General features: G+C 41.0%; 15 protein-coding genes. 7 read left to right on the top strand and 8 right to left on the bottom strand.

Annotated elements, in window-relative coordinates; genetic code table 11:
* Positions 1-37: 37 nt before the first annotated feature.
* A complete protein-coding gene (locus tag EAH55_RS23835; RefSeq protein ID WP_121811870.1) occupies positions 38-1219 on the bottom strand; it encodes a GAF domain-containing sensor histidine kinase in 1182 nt (393 codons plus the stop codon).
* A gap of 291 nt (positions 1220-1510) precedes the next feature.
* On the opposite strand from EAH55_RS23835, the gene EAH55_RS23830 reads away from it, so the two are divergent.
* Together EAH55_RS23830 and EAH55_RS23825 are read left to right on the top strand one after the other, a co-directional pair.
* On the top strand, positions 1511-2440 hold the full coding sequence (locus tag EAH55_RS23830; protein ID WP_121811869.1) for a DnaJ C-terminal domain-containing protein: 930 nt from the start codon (positions 1511-1513) through the stop codon (positions 2438-2440).
* Positions 2441-2452: 12 nt separating this feature from the next.
* The gene (locus tag EAH55_RS23825; RefSeq protein ID WP_112575481.1) at positions 2453-2740 is read left to right on the top strand and encodes a chaperone modulator CbpM; all 288 of its coding nucleotides are present in this window, start codon (positions 2453-2455) and stop codon (positions 2738-2740) included.
* A gap of 36 nt (positions 2741-2776) precedes the next feature.
* Here the strand turns inward: EAH55_RS23825 and EAH55_RS23820 are convergent, their stop codons facing one another.
* On the bottom strand, positions 2777-4462 hold the full coding sequence (locus EAH55_RS23820; RefSeq protein WP_121811868.1) for a MutS-related protein: 1686 nt from the start codon (positions 4460-4462) through the stop codon (positions 2777-2779).
* Between the two features lie 92 nt (positions 4463-4554).
* On the opposite strand from EAH55_RS23820, the gene EAH55_RS31040 reads away from it, so the two are divergent.
* Entirely contained in the window at positions 4555-4830 is a 276-nt protein-coding gene (locus EAH55_RS31040; RefSeq protein ID WP_162997013.1) for a hypothetical protein, read from the top strand.
* Between the two features lie 46 nt (positions 4831-4876).
* On the opposite strand, the gene EAH55_RS23815 is transcribed toward EAH55_RS31040, so the two are convergent.
* The 6 genes from EAH55_RS23815 to kaiC form a co-directional block, all read right to left on the bottom strand.
* Positions 4877-6793, bottom strand: a complete 1917-nt coding sequence (locus tag EAH55_RS23815; protein ID WP_162997012.1) for a PAS domain-containing protein — start codon at positions 6791-6793, stop codon at positions 4877-4879.
* Positions 6794-6997: 204 nt separating this feature from the next.
* Entirely contained in the window at positions 6998-7777 is a 780-nt protein-coding gene (locus EAH55_RS23810) for an enoyl-CoA hydratase/isomerase family protein (RefSeq protein WP_121811866.1), read from the bottom strand.
* Positions 7778-7852: 75 nt separating this feature from the next.
* Positions 7853-9520, bottom strand: a complete 1668-nt coding sequence (locus EAH55_RS23805; RefSeq protein ID WP_121811865.1) for a PAS domain-containing sensor histidine kinase — start codon at positions 9518-9520, stop codon at positions 7853-7855.
* 2 nt (positions 9521-9522) lie between these two features.
* Entirely contained in the window at positions 9523-9858 is a 336-nt protein-coding gene (locus EAH55_RS23800; protein ID WP_112575476.1) for a circadian clock KaiB family protein, read from the bottom strand.
* Positions 9858-10157 (bottom strand): circadian clock KaiB family protein, encoded by a 300-nt coding sequence (locus EAH55_RS23795; protein WP_121811864.1) that lies wholly within the window; start codon positions 10155-10157, stop codon positions 9858-9860. Before EAH55_RS23795 ends, EAH55_RS23800 begins: the two co-directional genes overlap by 1 nt.
* Positions 10157-11905: a circadian clock protein KaiC gene (gene kaiC / locus EAH55_RS23790; protein WP_121811863.1), complete on the bottom strand. Its 1749-nt coding sequence runs from the start codon at positions 11903-11905 to the stop codon at positions 10157-10159. The genes EAH55_RS23795 and kaiC overlap by 1 nt, the downstream gene beginning before the upstream one ends.
* A 386-nt stretch (positions 11906-12291) precedes the next feature.
* Between kaiC and EAH55_RS23785 the strand changes: the two genes are divergently transcribed.
* The 4 genes from EAH55_RS23785 (at position 12292) to EAH55_RS23770 (ending at position 16843) form a co-directional block, all read left to right on the top strand.
* The gene (locus EAH55_RS23785) at positions 12292-15294 is read left to right on the top strand and encodes a PAS domain-containing sensor histidine kinase (RefSeq protein ID WP_121811862.1); all 3003 of its coding nucleotides are present in this window, start codon (positions 12292-12294) and stop codon (positions 15292-15294) included.
* Between the two features lie 80 nt (positions 15295-15374).
* Entirely contained in the window at positions 15375-15758 is a 384-nt protein-coding gene (locus tag EAH55_RS23780; protein ID WP_121811861.1) for a response regulator, read from the top strand.
* A 309-nt stretch (positions 15759-16067) separates the two neighbouring features.
* Positions 16068-16538, top strand: a complete 471-nt coding sequence (locus EAH55_RS23775; protein ID WP_121811860.1) for a ferritin-like domain-containing protein — start codon at positions 16068-16070, stop codon at positions 16536-16538.
* A gap of 26 nt (positions 16539-16564) precedes the next feature.
* Positions 16565-16843, top strand: a complete 279-nt coding sequence (locus EAH55_RS23770) for a hypothetical protein (protein ID WP_121811859.1) — start codon at positions 16565-16567, stop codon at positions 16841-16843.
* The last annotated feature ends 12 nt before the right edge of the window (positions 16844-16855 follow it).

Below are 16855 nucleotides of genomic sequence, written 5' to 3'. Positions count from 1 at the left end.
CGCTAAAGGTAGTACTTGCTAGTTTAAATTAAAGAGTTTAAATCATAATTTTAAAGCTTGTACCTATCCCCAATTCGCTTTTTACCGTTACAGTGCCATTCAACCTGTCTATAAATTCCCTTACCAGTAATAAACCTAAGCCATTACCCTTCTCGTTGTTGGTACCAAGGGTTGAATTATGATCTTCCTTCGCGGCGCTCAAAAGCTTTCCGACTTTTTCGGCATTCATACCAATACCGGTATCTGTTACCTCAATTACCATGTGCTTGTCAACGTAGGTCATGTTCACCGTGATGGAACCATCTTGAGTATATTTATTAGCGTTGCTTACCAGGTTCCGCAAAACAAATTCAATAGCCTGCATATCTGAATTTACCAATGTATCTATAAAAACATTATTCACCAATGTATTATTCTTGGCATAAGCGTTTAATGATTCCAAGGCAAAAACGCTTTCTACAAGTTGATAAAGGTTAAAGTCAGTATAATTAAAGCGAGCAAACTTCATTTGCAGCTCCCCCCAGCGCACCACGTTATCAACCATACCAATGGTGTTATCCAGCTGGTCTGATACCATCTCGATCATTTCAGTCGCATCTTCGGTATCAATAATATCAGACTGCTTAAACCCGATTATAGATTTAATAGAAGCCAGGGGATTACGCACATCATGTGCTAAAATGGAAATAACAGTTTTTTGAGTTTCCGACAAATAATGTAACCGCTTATTCTTGATCCGAAGCTCTGCTATTTTGATAACATTATCCGCCAGCACTTTAAGGCCAAATTTCTGAACGTCAGTCAATACACGTGGCTCATTGTCAATTACACAAAGCGTCCCCAACCTGTTGCCGCTTACGGTTACCAGTGGCATTCCTGCGTAGTACCTTATAGCCGGAAAATCTGTAACCAAGGGGTTGTCAAAAAATCTGTTATCCTGTAAAGTATCTGGAATTTCAAAAAGCTGATCCTGTAATATGGCGTGACTGCAAAAGGAGATCTCCCGATCTGTTTGCGGCGCTTCCAAACCAATGCGGGCTTTAAACCACTGCCGGTCGGAGTCAACAAGACTTATAAGGGAAATTGGCATATCACACAGGACGGATGCGAATTTAACAATGTCATTAAACTCATCTTCCTGTGGCGAATCAAGTAATCCGGTACGGTACAGGTCCTGCAACCTGGCCTCCTCATTTTCGGGCAACCGCGCTTGTAACATCAGTTATATACGTTATATCAGCTAATAAATTAAAAGGCGGATGCTGAGTAAAGATGCAAAAAAAATTAAGCATATAAATAAAACCTACCCATTTTCAGGTAGATTTCTTATAATCCAATACTGTACTTTAAGTATTAATTAAGCGATGCACACTGGTGGAAATTAATTATCCTTAATTTATTCGTAAACACCGGCTACATAATCATCAAATGACATTAAAAAAGCCATGGTTTTAAAACCAAGCTGTATATTTAGTAGTTAATAACACATCTGTTTATATTATACTCCGCTATGGCTTTTATAGATTATTACAAAGTATTAGAGCTTGATAAAAACGCGTCTGAAAAAGATATAAAAAATGCTTACCGTAAACTGGCCCGCAAGTATCACCCCGATCTAAATCCGAATGATGAAGAGGCCAACAAAAAATTCCAGCAGTTAAACGAGGCCAACGAAGTATTAAGCGACCCGGAAAAGCGAAAGAAATACGATAAATATGGCGAGAACTGGCAGCATGGCGAAGCCTATGAACAACAGGCCCGTCAGCAAGCCGGTGCGCAGGGCGGTGGTTATAGTGGTTATAGTGGTTTCGGCGGAGCGGAAGGTTTTGGAAGTGCTGAAGGATTTGGAAGCGAGGATTTTTCGGACTTCTTTCAATCGATGTTTGGCGGTGCAGGCGGATCGCGTGGCGGCAGCAGACAGGCAAAATACCGCGGACAGGATTATAACGCTTCTTTAAACTTAGATCTTCGTGATGTTATTGAAACGCACAAACAAACGCTTACTGTTAATGGCAAAAATATCCGCATAACCATACCTGCCGGAGTAGAAAACGGGCAAACGATCAAAATAGCCGGCCATGGCTCCCCTGGCGTAAACGGCGGGCCTGCGGGCGATCTTTATATTCAGTTTAATGTTGCTCCCGATCCGGATTTTAAACGCGATGGCAATAATTTATACACTGTACAAAAGCTTGACCTGTACACCGCTGTATTAGGAGGAGAAGTAACCGCAGAAACTTTGACGGGTAAGGTAAAAATTAAAGTAAAGCCTGAAACGCAAAACGGCACCAGGGTAAAATTGAAGGGCAAAGGTATGCCCATATATAAAAAGGATAACGAGTTTGGCGATCTTTACCTTACTTATGATATCCAAACCCCAACCAATCTTACCGAAAAGCAAAAACAATTATTTGAAGAATTAGCTAAATCTTCAGCCTAAATTAAGAGCATTATGAAAACAGCAGAATTAATAGCAGCAAACGATTTTTGTGTATATCATAATGTTGAATACACTTTTATTACTTCATTACATGAAGCAGGATTGGTTGAGGTTACTATCATTAACGAAACAACCTTCATCCCTCAAACCGAATTGCAAAAGCTGGAAAAATTGATAACCCTGCATGAGCTGGATATCAATATAGCCGGCATCGAGGCTATCTCCCACCTGCTTGACCGGGTTGAAAAATTACAGCAGGATATGAGGTACCTAAAAAACAGGCTGAGTTTATACGAATAAGCAGTCTTCTATTTAGAAAACAAGCCTCGATGAAATTTACACCAGGTACTTATTCATCATTCGCTCGCTTATGATATTGGCTTCATCAATAACAGTTTCAGGGTATCCCATTGACTTAAGTATGGCGATACCATTGGTGCTTTTAAGCAGGCCACGCTTCAGAAGATAGTCAAACACAAGCACACGCCCATCTTTTGAGTCGGTGAACGAATATACTATAAAATCTTCGTCGAGCAGTTCGGCCAGTTCAAGATCATGGGTAGATACAAACACGAAATTCTGCTTAGCGGTGATATATGACAGTACCGATTTTGCGGCAGCTATACGCTCAATGGTATTGGTACCTCTGAAAATTTCATCGATAATAACCAGGCTTTTTATTTCTTCCTTTTGCGAACTGTTATCGATAATATTTAAAATTGCCGAAGCTTCCGCCTGGAAATAACTTTTTTGCTCGTCGATATTATCGCCGGTTTTAATACTGGTTTGTATTTTTAGTACAGGTGCTTTGTACACCTTTGCACAACTGGTAAATATCGTTTGTGACAGTAGTGTATTTAATGCCAGCGCTTTAATAAAAGTAGTTTTACCCGACATATTTGACCCGGTGATCAACGCTCCCCTATCTGCATCCGTTGTATAAAGGGAATTGGCCACACAGTTTTCTACCAGCGGATGAAAAAGTTCCGTAATTTCAATTTTACCATCAGCAACCGTAAACTCCGGTTTAGCGTATACCGGCAAGCCATCTCGTATTGATTGAATGGCTATCAGCGTATCAGCCCAACCAATAAACTTATATACTTCTTTAATATCGTCGTGGTATTTACTGATATGTTTTAATGATGAATTGTAAGTATTGGGCTCAATTATAAAAAGCAATTTAAATAGCTGAAAAGCTGCATACCCAATATCACTTGACTCACCAGCGAAGCTACTTTCTATATTCACAAATTTAAGCGCCCGTTTTAAACCGGTTAAGTTGGTAAGCGATTGTTTTACCCCCGGAACCTGGCCAAACTTTCCGCTTTTTACCAGCGTCACCGCAACTTTATACATGATCAGCGTTTGGGGCAATGATCTGGTATATGCAGAAATTGTTTTTTGACTGGTAAAGTGGATGGCGATATTGTAAGCAAACAACAACACTAAAAAGATAAAGCTGAAAATATTGGGGATTACTGCCAGTGATATTAAAGCAGCGATGATCAGGAAGGGAGACACCCTGATGTAAAAATTCATCACCGGGGCAAATACAGGCTTATGTTCTTTCAGAAAAAGATCGGCTATAAAGTAAGCATCCGGACTACTAAGTTTTGACAACTCAACTTCCAGCTTTTCTCTGCCCGGTATGTCTAAATTGAGATCCTCGACACTGTTATCAAGTTCATGCAAGGCATCAATATCGGTTGTTGGATGATGCAGCAAATTATAGAAGTATTGTTTACCTGGTTTACTGTTTGTGCGGTCGACATAATTAAAAACACTATTGAAGTCCAAATCGTTAGCTGTTTGGACTGAGAGCTTGTCCTTACTAACAGTGGCGTCTGAATAGATCCTGATCAGGTCAAAGTTACGGCGGGCATTCACAGGCTTTCCCCACTTACCCTGAACTTTCGCTAACCTCTTTTTTGCCAGTCGTAATTTATTATAATATGACTTGATAAAAAGCAAACCGATTATGATAAAAACAACTATTGCAGAAAAGATAAAGTAATACATGCCTTAAAAATATAAATTTTTATTAAACCTCCCTACCCGCTAACAGTCATATCTATGTATCGCGATTGAGGTATTAACTAAAATTTATAACCATGAAATTTATCCGATTTTCAATAATAGCTTTAGCAATGGTGTTTTCATTCCAATTTGCGAAAGCACAAAGTGTATATGTAAGTGCCCATTTTGGACGTCCGTACCACAGGGTAGTTTACACAGATGGATATTATGGACGACCTGTTTATTACAGCCGGGATGTATACTATAACCGCCCTTATTATCCGGCAAGATATTACCGCTCAGGCTATTACTGTGCACCCGAGTATTATCACAGGCATTATAGGGTTCATTCTTATTACAGGCATTGGTAATTTCAAATGCAACATAAAAAGCCTCCGCAAACCGGAGGCATTTTTTTTAATCGTGGCTGGCTGCATCACTGGCCATTTCAATAATTACATTGTCAAGGCGTTCGAGTTCGGCTATCATGTAATCAAGGGTTTCCGTATCGGTGGGATTATCTTTTAATAGATCTGCAAGCCCTTTTAAATTAGCTACCGGGCTCCGCATATAGTGCGATTGTTTCCAGGCCATATTTTTTATACGATTAATATGATTATGGATCCTTTCGTAGGCAAGCTGCAGGTTATTTTCAATGTTTTTTCTTTCTGTGATGTCATAAAGGGCCATCATCAAACCTAATATATTCTCCTGGCTGTCCTTTATCGGGAAAAGGCGCACATAAAACCAGCATTTTGAGCCGTCAGCCTGCGGGTAATCTACCTCATAGCTTACATTTTGTCCGTTTAAAACCTGCCCGGTAAATTCAAGTACTTGCGAAAAGCGTTCTCTGGGGAAAAAATCGGACAACTTATCGCCATTTTGAGGATCGTGATGAAACTGGCTTTTCACAAATCCAACTGCTTTATGATTAAAAGCCTGCACCTTAAAATCTTTATCAAACAGGGCGTATGCCGTATCGGTGGTGTTTAAAATGGTCTGCAGGTTTGCTTCTGATTTTTGAAGCAATTCTTCCGACCGGAGTTTTTCCGTGATATCATTAGCAATTGAAAGTCGCACTAAACGTCCTTCATAAACTATATCCTGCCCAAAGATCTGCACATTGATCATCGATCCGTCCTTTCTGCGATGCAACGTGGTTATAGTATTGCCCCAATTTGGCGCCGTTTCCGAATAGCCCTTGTACATTGCATCCCATTGTTCGGGAGGCCTCACATCCTTGATGGTCATGCTCAAAAACTCATCAGCCGTATAGCCGTAATGTTTTATTGCTGCATGGTTTACAGCTATGATCGACAGATCGTTTTTGGCAATCATCCACATCGGTAAAGGATTGCTGTCAAAAAGCAACTTATATTTCTGTTCAGATTGTCTTAACTCTTCTTCAATCTTTTTCCGCTCGGTAATATCTATCATCGAACCAATGATTGTTGGCTCTTCATCAATCCGCGCCCTTGTTCCGTAAAACTCAACCCAATTATTGGAGCCATCCTTACAACGGCCCATCACCTCGTAATTAACGCTTTCTACTTCACCCGACAGTCTTGCCCTTACATGTTCCAGCACCATATCTTTATGGTGTTCGCTAATGATAACATCAACTGATGAAACACCGATAAGCTCATCTGGTTGATAGCCAAAAACCTGGGCAAACCGCGGGTTAACATAGGTAAAGGTCCCTTTTTGTACAATGTAAACCCCTACCATTGATTTTTCGGCCAGGGTGCGGAATTTAAGTTCGGCTTCCTTAAGCCCGGCCTGCATAATTTTACGGTTAGTAATATCACGGGCCATAACCAGTACGCTATCCTTTGTAAATCTTTTTACATTGATCTCTACATCAAAAACCTGCCTGTTTTTCCTGATAAACCTGCGTTCCCGCATCACGGCCACGTGCAAATCGTCCGGGCCAAGCGTTACTGGTTCTGCCTTTAAATTCTCAGGATCGATAATTTGTTCAATCTTAAGCTGCAACAGCTCTTCACGACTGTACCCCGTCATCCGGCACATACTTGCATTTACTTCGGTGAAGTGTCCTTCAAAATCGATTACATAAATAGCATCAGATGCCTGCTCAATAAGGGAACGATATTTCTCTTCACTTACTTCAAGCTTAACAACGGTATTAACAAGCTCAGAGGCGTGCTGCTGCATGCTTTCGGTAAGGGCATTGTTTAGCTGGATGATCTTATTTTCACTTTCAACCCTCTTTTTTTCAATATAGCTTAGCAGCATCAGGGCGAAGCCGGCAACAACTATACTTACCACTAAGTTTAACAACCAACCTGTTAGCAGCCAATTGAAAACAAGCATGATAATCAGGCTTATAATAAAAACAACCTTGTTTTTAAGCGGATAGTTCATTCAAATTCAATAGTAAGCTAATGCCAGGGTAAAACGACTATCTAATTGGTTATAGGTGTATAATTGTAAATTACAACTAATCTATTAAAAATGAGAAGTATCAGTGAAATTATATGAAAATAACGGCAAATATTACGTATTAAGAACACTATTTTACTGCTTCGTCCTATCTTTAAAAAAGGCTTTTAAAGCCTGCTGTGTAAATGCGGATAGCACCAACTCTCCGCTAACAGCAGCCCGCTGTTTAAGTAAATCATCCCAATTTTCGGTGCCTTCCCAAAGCAACTGTTTTAAACTACTAAGAGCTTCCGGATTATAGGAAGCAAGTTTTTGCGTAAGTTCAGATACTGCTACATCGAGGGCTGGGAGATCTTCATGAACCTCGTGATATAAGCCATTTTGCCTGGCCCATTGTGCTGTTTGAAAATCAGTTGCTTTAATAGTAAGTTGAGAAAATGCCGATAAACCTATTTTACGAATTACCGCCGGTGCTATTACAAAAGGGCCAATGCCTATGGTAAGCTCACTTAACTTTATTGAAGCCGCTTCGGCAGCTAAACAATAATCTGCTGCTGCTGCCAGGCCAACACCGCCCCCAACAGCCTTGCCTTGCACCCTTGCAATGACTATTTTAGCGCATTTGCGGCAGGCATTTATCACGTTAGAAAAACCCTCAAAGAATAAAGTGCCGGTTTCCTTATCTTTGATCTGCAATAACTCGTCAAAGCTCGCGCCCGCGCAAAAAGTACGGTCGCCATCACTCTTTAATACAATTACCTTTGTTTGCGGATCATTACCTGCACTATGCACAGCATCAGCCAGTTGCTTCAACAGTGCCGATGGCAATGAATTTTGTGCTGGATGATAAAAGCTTATGGTAGTAACTCCATCAGGTTTCGTTACAATCGATATATTTCCGTTTTCGGCAGACATAAATTATTAGGTTTTACAGGCAATATACAGAAGTATTTATGTCAAATGCAATTTTGAGCGGGCACAAGCCGAAGCTTACTTTTCAAGTAAAGGCAGTTCAAAATAAAAAGTAGCACCTTCTCCAAGCTCACTTACAACACCTATGCTCCCTTTATGATTATTAATGATCTCGGCCGAAATATAAAGGCCCATGCCGAGGCCGCTCGCCATAAATTTCTTATCCTCAACACGATAAAAGCGTTCAAAAATATGATCTATTTGTTCAGCAGACATCCCTATGCCAAAGTCGGTTACTGAGATGCGTACCTTGTTGTTAGTTTGCTCTGTCTTAATGATGATCTTTTTATTATCGGTAGAGTATTTTACTGAATTATTGATCAGGTTTACCAACACCTGTTCCAGGCGCCCGGCATTGCCTTCAATAAAAAATTCATTTTTGGATAAATTAATGAACTCAAATTCGGGATAGAGGTGAACCGCGTTTTCCAGGGTTAGATTTATTAACTCGCAAAGATTTACTTCAGCCATGACGTATTCAAGTCGGCCTGCATGTATTTTACTTACATCAAGTAAATCATTCACAAGGCGCTGAAGCTTATTTAACGCGCCGCTCGCCTTTTCAACGTATTGTTTTATCATCGGAGGTACTTCCTCCCTTTTATAAACCGAAATAAGCTGTAAATAACCTTTTAAACTTGTTAAGGGTGTTTTAAGTTCGTGACTGGCGACGCCGATAAATTCATCTTTCAGATCCAGTTGTTTTTTCTGCTCCTCAATATCGGTAGCAGTACCAACCCAAAAAAGGATTTCTCCTGTATCATCTCTTAAAGGCACGGCCCGGTTAAGATGCCAGCGATAAGTTTTATCCCAACGCAGATACCTGTTTTCCAACTCAAATACCTTCCCGGTCCTTAATGAGTCGAGATAAACGTCCAGTGTTCTTTGCAGATCGTCTGGGTGCACAATCTGCTGCCAACCCCAACCCGCGGTTTCCCCATACCTCAGCCCGGTATAATCAAACCAGCGCTGATTATAAAAATTAACCTCCCCACCGGGCAGGTTTGTCCAGGTCATTTGAGGAATGTTGTTGGCAAGCAATTTAAAATGCTCCCTGCTGATCAATAAATCACTGGTGCGCTCTCTAACTGTATCCTCAAGCTCATTATTCAGCCTTTCGGCAATATTCTGGGCTTCTTCCAGTTGATCATTCTTGATTTTCAGTTCCCACTCAGTTTCTTTTTGAGTTGTCAGGTCGGTTAGGATCAAACTTAACGCTGTTCCCTCGTCAAGATCGAGTGTGGTACATGATAACAAACAAGGCGTTAACTTGCCTTCAAGACTTGATAATAATATTTCGCCCTTACAATCATTATTCCAACCATCTTTTATTACTTCCTTATATTTTCCGGCCGAAACCTCCGCGATAAAAACATCAAAATGGATACCGATCACTTTCTCAAGTGGCTCATTAACCATACTCGCAAAACGCGAATTACTATATAATATAATTCCTTCGCGATTCAGGGTGACGGCCCCTTCGTTCATTTTTTCAATAAACACACGATAGGTCTGATCAGCCGTTTTTAGCGTATAAAGTTGATGACCTTCATTGCCTTTAACCACAAGCGCATCAACCTGGCCGCTACGAATAGCCTCGATGGTGTCATTTGCTTCTTCTAACAGAAAACGAAGTTCATCATTTTCTGTCTGTAATTGCTCATATGTAGATTTAACTGACTCCATGATTAACTCTCCGAATATATACCAAGCCCCTTCAAAACCTTGGCGGTGTTTGACATATCTCCTATCAGTTTTCGTTCGGTACCAGGAGATTTTTTGATCAGCAGCGGCAGTGCTACAATCTGTTCTGCTTCGGCTATAAGTGGTTGCTGGTATACATCAATTATTTCCAGCTCGTAATTCGCTTTAATATGTTCTTCACAAATATTTTTAAGGTTGGTAATAGCACGAATAGAATTAGGCGACGCCCCAATCACAAATAAACGCAATCGAAATAGCTGGCTATCCCCCTCACTTAAATTATCATCGGCATTTAAAGGCAATTGGTTGTGCTCCGTCATTATATATTTTTTATAGGCCTAATGTTTAATCCCACTAAAACTTTTTCCTCGTTACTTAAATCGCCTATTATTTTGCGAATTGGTTCAGGTACTTTTCTTACCAGCGTAGGTACGGCAAAAATCTGATCACCCTCCGCCAGTTGTGGTTGTTGCAGCAAGTCAATCACTTCAATAACGTATTGACCTTTTAAATGTTCTTCACAATATTTTTTAAGATTTGTGAGGGCCGTAACAGATTTAGCCGTTTTACCTGCTACATATAATCGCAACTCGTATTTTACTACTTCTCCCAGTTCCATTACTTTTTAGTTTTTGCTTTACTTTTGGGCGCATCTACATTTCCGCGACGGATATTAGTTATCTCCTGGCGATTTTTTTCGATGATCTCCTGTTTTAACTCATCTTCAAGGTACATCTTATTGAGCTCTTCCTCTGCCGATTCGAACTCAGCCTGCAGGCTTGCAATTTTTGATTCAAGCATCATACGTTTGCGCAAGATCTCCTTATCTTTCCGGGATACGGCAAAGTCCCTGAGGGCCACTCCTGTTTTCTCTTTTAGTTTTTGTGCTTCACGAGCCGAGCCGGTAAGTACACCTTCCGGACCAAGATAAACATCAACCAGATTTAAGCCATTATCAGTTATTGTAAATTCCCGCACCTGGTTTGAGTGGCTCATACCCCGCGATTTCATAATGTAAAGGCCCCTGTTACGTTCTCCGTTTGATTCAATGTCACGCACAAGCAACCAGGCATCAACTAATGACGAAACACCTTCGTCAGTTTGCTCATTAACCACAGTATTTAAACTAAGCGCAGTAAACATAACTGTGATCTGTTCATCCTGTAAAAAATCTATCAGCCTGATGAGCATTGATTTTACCTCACTTACAGAACCTACCGTAATAAGGTTTGTGATAGGATCAAGTATTACCGTTGAAGGCTTAAATCTTTTAATGATCTTATAAATTGCCACCAGATGCATTTCGAGCCCATAAAGTGTAGGGCGCGACGCGTGAAATTCAAGTAAGCCACTATCAACATGTTTTTGCAAGTCTATATTGATGGATTGCATATTACGAAGAATCTGTTTGGGTGACTCTTCGAATGCGAAATAAAGACACTTCTTTTTATTTCGGCAAACTTCGTTAGCAAAGCTGGCCGCGATACTTGTTTTACCTGTACCGGCTGTCCCCGAAACCAGGATACTGCTACCCTGGAAAAAACCTTTGCCACCAAACATGCTGTCAAGCGAAGGAATACCTGATGAGATCCGTTTTGACGATACTTCCTTTTCAAGTTTTAAAGATGTGACGGGCAATACTGAAATTCCTTCCTCATCTATTAAAAAAGGATACTCATTGGTGCCATGTTGTGAGCCGCGGTATTTAACCACACGCAAACGACGGGTTGAAATCTGGTTGATCACCCTATGGTCAAGCAGTATCACACAATCGGAAACATACTCCTCAAGTCCCTGTCGCGTTAACGAAGCTCCTTCTCCCTTTTCACCGGTTATGACTGCAGTTACACCTTTATCTTTTAAGAAATTAAAGAGCCTTCTCAATTCGGCACGCAGTATAACCTGGTTCGATAATCCGGAAAAAAGATTCTCCAGTGTATCTAAAACCACTCGCTTTGCACCTATGCTATCAATAGCATAGCCTAAACGGATAAATAAACCCTCCAGATCATACTCTCCTGTTTCTTCTATCTCGCTCCGGTCTATATGCACATGGTCCAGTCTCAGTTTTTTATTTTCCTGAAGTTTGAATAAATCAAAGCCGAGCGATGCAACATTAGCGGCGAGTTCATCGGCTTTTTCTTCAAAGGCCATAAATACGCCTGGCTCATTAAATTCGGTAGCTCCCCTTATTACAAATTCAAGGGACATAAGTGTTTTACCACAGCCAGCTTCCCCGCATATTAATGTAGGTCTGCCTTTTGGTAAGCCCCCGCCTGTTATCTCATCTAAACCGGTAATGCCTGTAGGGGTTTTAGGCAATTGATCAAATGTTGTTAACTGTTGTTTTTTATGCAATTTGGTCATAAATGCTATTTGTTTTTAAGCTACCTGTCTGCTATAACCATCATGCATACAGGATTTTGTTTTCATAGGTAAGTTAATAGTAATAGCGGTAAAATTGTTTTGCCTTTTTGACTTTCTGCCGGTAAAAATCATGAAACAGTATTGAATTGGTAATGCTAATAATACGGATAAATAAATCTTTATTAAGCGCATCCCAATTAAAACATCCACAACCTACAGCTCTAAAAAAACACAACTAAACATTTACGCAGGTTTTCTGTTTCAATAAATAAAATTCATATCACGGCGGTCTGTATAGCGATTAATCAGAAGCTGTCTTTGAAGCGGCATCTGGGCTTTAGTATTTTTAACCATTATGGATTATATTTATATGTTTTATCAGTGTAATGAATAACCAGGCCGACCTGCATCAACAATTAAACGAAGATATATTCCGTATCCTGATCAGGGAGTCACCTACGCCGGTGGCTTTGTACATGGGCGAAGGCATGGAGATCAGGATAGCCAACAAAGCTATTATTGATATTTGGGGCAAGGGTGACAATGTTGTAGGGCGCACCTACTTCAACCTGTTGCCAGAGCTTGAAGAACAGGGTTTTCACGCGATATTATTAAACGTTTATAAAAGCGGCATCACTTACGAAGGAAAAGAAGAAAAGGTAGACCTTTTGGTTAACAATAAACTTGAAGAGTTTTACTTCAATTTTACTTTTAAACCTTTACGTGATGATAAGGGCGAAGTTTGGGGCGTGCTAAATACCGCGGCAGATGTAACAGAACTTGTAACTACACGGCAAAAACTGGCCGAAAGTGAGCAGCGTGTTCAATATGCACTTCAAGCGGCAGAACTGGGCACCTGGGATTTAAACCCCAAACTACAAACCGTAATATGGGATGATCGCTGTAAGGAACTGTGCGGCTTTCGGAAAACCGATGATATAAAATACGCCGACTTATTAAAATTTGTACACCCGGAAGACGCTCAACGATTGCGCGCCGCGGTGTTGCAGGCATATGATCCTGCGAGTGGTGGTAATTATGACCTTATTGTGCGAACCATTAATGATTTTGGTAATTTAAAATACTGGATACATTTAAAAGGTAAGGCTTATTTTAATGATAACCATGAGCCTATCCGTTTTGCGGGTACGGTACAGGACATCACCCGCGAGATATCAGATAAACAGGAACAACAAAAATTACTCGCGCTGATTGACAATACCGCTGATATAGTGGCTGTAGGCAATATGGACGGTTTTGTTACTTATATCAATAAAACCGGCTACGCAATACTCGGTGTTGAAAACACAAAATCTGTCTTAAAACCAGGCGTTGATTTTTTTATACACGACGAGGCAAACAAAGTAAACAATGATATAATTCCAACAGTGCAGCAATATGGTAAATGGGAAGGCGAAATGCATTACCGGCATTTTAAAACTGGAGAAAGTATCCCGGTTTACGTGAGTTGTTTTAGAATAGATGATCCTTTAAATAACCTGCCTATTGGTATGGCTTCTGTAGCCCGTGACCTGCGCCCCGAAAAGGCCGCGAGGAACGAACAATACAAATTACTATCGCTTATTAACCACAGTTCGGATTTTGTAAGCCTGTCGGATCTGGATGGTAATGTTACCTATGTAAATACTGCCGGTCGGAAAATGCTGGGGATTGCCGGCGTTAAAGAACATCGCAGGCATAACAGCGAATTTATAATGCCCGATGAGATAGCCAAGCTAAGAGATATGGTAAATATCGCCTTAATGAAGCATGGCAAATGGAGCGGGGAAATACGTTACCGCCATTTCCAAACCGGCGAGGCTATACCGGTATACGGAACCACTATGCTGGTTTATGACTCTGTAACCGGGGCACCGCAGGGCCGGGCTTCAATAGCCCGGGACTTGAGAAGAGAAATTGCTGATAAAAAGGCGCTGACTGATAGTGAGCAATTGCTTAAAAACATCACTAACGCTTCGCCAACGGTATTATGGATGGCGGATGCCCAGGGAAATATCACCTATGTAAATCAAACGTGGATTGACTGGACCGGCATTGAATATGAAAAGCACATGGGAAGCGGATGGGCCAACGCTATTGTGGAAGAGGACAGACCGCGTGCTGCCGAGAAGTTTTTATCTGATTTAAGCGCTCGCCGATTTTACGAAGTTGATTTTAGAATAATCAATAAAGATGGTGAAACAAGATGGTGCATTGCAACCGGCAACCCGCAATACAATGAACAGGGAGAATTTACAGGGTACATAGGAGCCTGTACCGATGTTACCGATAAGACGGTTGCCGAACGTGAAATAAAATTACGTAACAGAGAGCTAAGTGACCAGATCAGTCAGTTTGAGTTTGTTACCGATTTTATGCCGGTACAACTTTGGACAGCCCGTACCGACGGGGAACTTGACTACCTAAACAAACGGGCCGTTGATTACTTTGGCATTGCGACAAACAAGATCGCCGGCCCGGATTGGCTTGATGGTATTCATCCCGATGACAGGGCCGGATGTATTGAAGCCTGGAATAACGCGGTAAATACCGGCAATATTTTTCAATACGAGTTTAGGCTGAAAGATAAAGATGAAAATTATAAATGGCACCTGGTTAGGGCATTGCCTTTTACCATCGAAGATAAGATCATTAAATGGTTTGGCACCAATACCGATATTGATGAGCAGAAACAATTACAGCGTCAGAAAGATGATTTCTTGGGCATAGCCAGTCATGAGTTAAAAACACCGGTTACCAGTATAAAAGCTTATGCCCAGGTGCTTGGCGCCATGCTTACCCGGGAAGGCGAACATAAAAAGGCCGAAATGGTGCTCCGGATGGATGCACAGGTAAACCGGCTGACTAACCTCATCGGCGATTTGCTTGATGTTACCAAGATAAACTCGGGCAGGTTGCAGTTCAATAAATCATGGTTTGATTTTAATGAAACGGTACAGGAAACTATTCAGGACCTGCAGCATACTACTCAAAAACATCAGCTCATCCAAAACTTCTCCCAAACAGGCAATATCTACTCCGATAAAGACCGCATAAGCCAGGTTATTACCAACCTTATCACAAACGCAATCAAGTATTCGCCGCATACCGATAAGATCATCGTTAGCACCCGCCGTGAAAACAATGAGGCTATTGTTTGTGTACAGGATTTTGGTATCGGCATCCCCGAAGACAAGAAAGATCTTGTGTTTGAACAGTTCTACCGCGTGAGCGGGAATAAGCAGCATACTTTCCCCGGTTTGGGGTTAGGATTGTACATCTCTTCAGAAATAATTAAGCGCGAAGGCGGCAGAATGTGGGTAAACAGCGTTGAAGGCAAAGGGTCTACTTTTTGCTTTGCATTACCTGTAGATGAAACCAACAGTTAATTTTTTGCTGGACCATTTACATTTAGGTTAGGTTTATCACTTATAATTTCAGAGGGTTTAACCAAGCCCTTACGCCTAAGATGAATGCAAAGATTAAAAAAATCATGATTGCAGATGACGATCCCGGCATTGTTGATGCCGTGGCAATGCTGCTTGAGTTTGAAGGTTATGAGGTAAGTTCAACTGTCGACGGATCTGCAGTACTTAAAATTAAGCAGAATGATCTTCCCGATCTTCTGCTCCTGGATATCTGGATGAGCGGCGAGGATGGTAGAGACATCTGCAAGAAATTCAAAGCCGCCGAGCTAACTAAAGATATTCCTGTTATCATGATATCGGCAAGTCATGACATACGCCAATCGGCCATAATAGCCGGCGCCGATGACTTTTTAGCCAAACCATTCGACATGAACGATCTGCTGAAAAAGTTAGCCTATTTTACGCAAAAGCAAAACGTTGTATAATAACAAGCTTAACTGATCAACTAAATAAATTTTACCCCTCTTCGGGATGAACCCTGACGGTGGCTGTCTCACCCGGCCACCGTTTCTTCCCGTTGTTTGACAAACATGAAGTTGACGATAATTTAATGAATTTTACCCCTCCTCGGGATGAGCCCTGACGGTGGCTGTATTACTCGGTCGCCGATTCATCCCGTTGTATAGTTAAAACATCTTAGATTAGCTTATTATCCGACCAACCAATATCTAACTAACAAATAAAAACATTAACCCATATGCTATGTTATTTACTATAACAAAACAATAGCAACCATGGGACTCTTACAACACGTACAGCACCAGATCTCGGCATTGAATGATCTGATCAAAATAAATAACGACAGGATAGCCGGTTATCAAAAGGCCAATGAGGTAACCGACGAAACAGGTCTGAATTTACTTTTTAACGAGTATATTGATCAAAGCAAAAGTTACGTTAATGAATTGCGCGATTATATTCACGTATTAGGCGGGAATCCGGCAGACGGCACTACCCTTTCGGGTAAATTTTATCATGCCTGGATGGATGTGAAAGCGGTGTTTATAAATAAAGATCGCCATGGCATCCTATCCGATTGTGAATATGGCGAAGACATAGCCCAAAAGGCGTATCGCGCCGCACTTGATGATAAAGAATTAATATGGGAAGATGAGCAGGTTGTGGCCTTGCTCAATAACCATTTGGATGGTTTAAAGAAAGCGCATGATACCGTAAAATCGCTACGCGACACGGTTAATGCCTGATGGTAATTTTGTAATAGCAAACACAGATGAACAATTCTAAACAATCATTTTTTTCAGCATGTCACGTTCCTGATCGTTATGCAAAGGTTTCGTGCACACAGGATAAAGTAATTTACACGCTTTCGCAATTAAAGCAGGCTACTGTGACTGATATCGCATTAAAACTAAGGGAATACGAACCATCGGTAAACACATTCACCCACGAAAAAAATGCCGCTGAAGTACTTGATTACTTGTTTGCCCGTGGTATGGTAAAAATCACGAGACTAAATGGCGAATTAAACTACAACCTGGTTAGCGCTTAAGCAGGTTGTAGT

Origin of the sequence: Mucilaginibacter kameinonensis (assembly GCF_003675385.1) — a bacterium.
Taxonomy (GTDB): Bacteria; Bacteroidota; Bacteroidia; order Sphingobacteriales; family Sphingobacteriaceae; genus Mucilaginibacter; species Mucilaginibacter kameinonensis.
The sequence above is the reverse complement of the archived record's forward strand: the minus strand, read 5'-3'. Positions and strand labels throughout refer to the sequence as shown.

Bases quoted from the DNA above. Each gene is read 5' to 3' on its own strand.
- EAH55_RS23800 (WP_112575476.1), bottom strand. From the start codon at position 9,858: ATGACGGAGCACAACCAATTGCCTTTAAATGCCGATGATAATTTAAGT.
- kaiC (WP_121811863.1), bottom strand. From the start codon at position 11,905: ATGACCAAATTGCATAAAAAACAACAGTTAACAACATTTGATCAATTG.
- EAH55_RS23780 (WP_121811861.1), top strand. From the start codon at position 15,375: ATGAATGCAAAGATTAAAAAAATCATGATTGCAGATGACGATCCCGGC.
- EAH55_RS23835 (WP_121811870.1), bottom strand. From the start codon at position 1,219: ATGTTACAAGCGCGGTTGCCCGAAAATGAGGAGGCCAGGTTGCAGGAC.
- EAH55_RS23805 (WP_121811865.1), bottom strand. From the start codon at position 9,520: ATGGAGTCAGTTAAATCTACATATGAGCAATTACAGACAGAAAATGAT.
- EAH55_RS23815 (WP_162997012.1), bottom strand. From the start codon at position 6,793: ATGCTTGTTTTCAATTGGCTGCTAACAGGTTGGTTGTTAAACTTAGTG.
- EAH55_RS23785 (WP_121811862.1), top strand. From the start codon at position 12,292: ATGAATAACCAGGCCGACCTGCATCAACAATTAAACGAAGATATATTC.
- EAH55_RS31040 (WP_162997013.1), top strand. From the start codon at position 4,555: ATGAAATTTATCCGATTTTCAATAATAGCTTTAGCAATGGTGTTTTCA.
- EAH55_RS23775 (WP_121811860.1), top strand. From the start codon at position 16,068: ATGGGACTCTTACAACACGTACAGCACCAGATCTCGGCATTGAATGAT.
- EAH55_RS23770 (WP_121811859.1), top strand. From the start codon at position 16,565: ATGAACAATTCTAAACAATCATTTTTTTCAGCATGTCACGTTCCTGAT.
- EAH55_RS23795 (WP_121811864.1), bottom strand. From the start codon at position 10,157: ATGGAACTGGGAGAAGTAGTAAAATACGAGTTGCGATTATATGTAGCA.
- EAH55_RS23820 (WP_121811868.1), bottom strand. From the start codon at position 4,462: ATGTATTACTTTATCTTTTCTGCAATAGTTGTTTTTATCATAATCGGT.
- EAH55_RS23825 (WP_112575481.1), top strand. From the start codon at position 2,453: ATGAAAACAGCAGAATTAATAGCAGCAAACGATTTTTGTGTATATCAT.
- EAH55_RS23830 (WP_121811869.1), top strand. From the start codon at position 1,511: ATGGCTTTTATAGATTATTACAAAGTATTAGAGCTTGATAAAAACGCG.
- EAH55_RS23810 (WP_121811866.1), bottom strand. From the start codon at position 7,777: ATGTCTGCCGAAAACGGAAATATATCGATTGTAACGAAACCTGATGGA.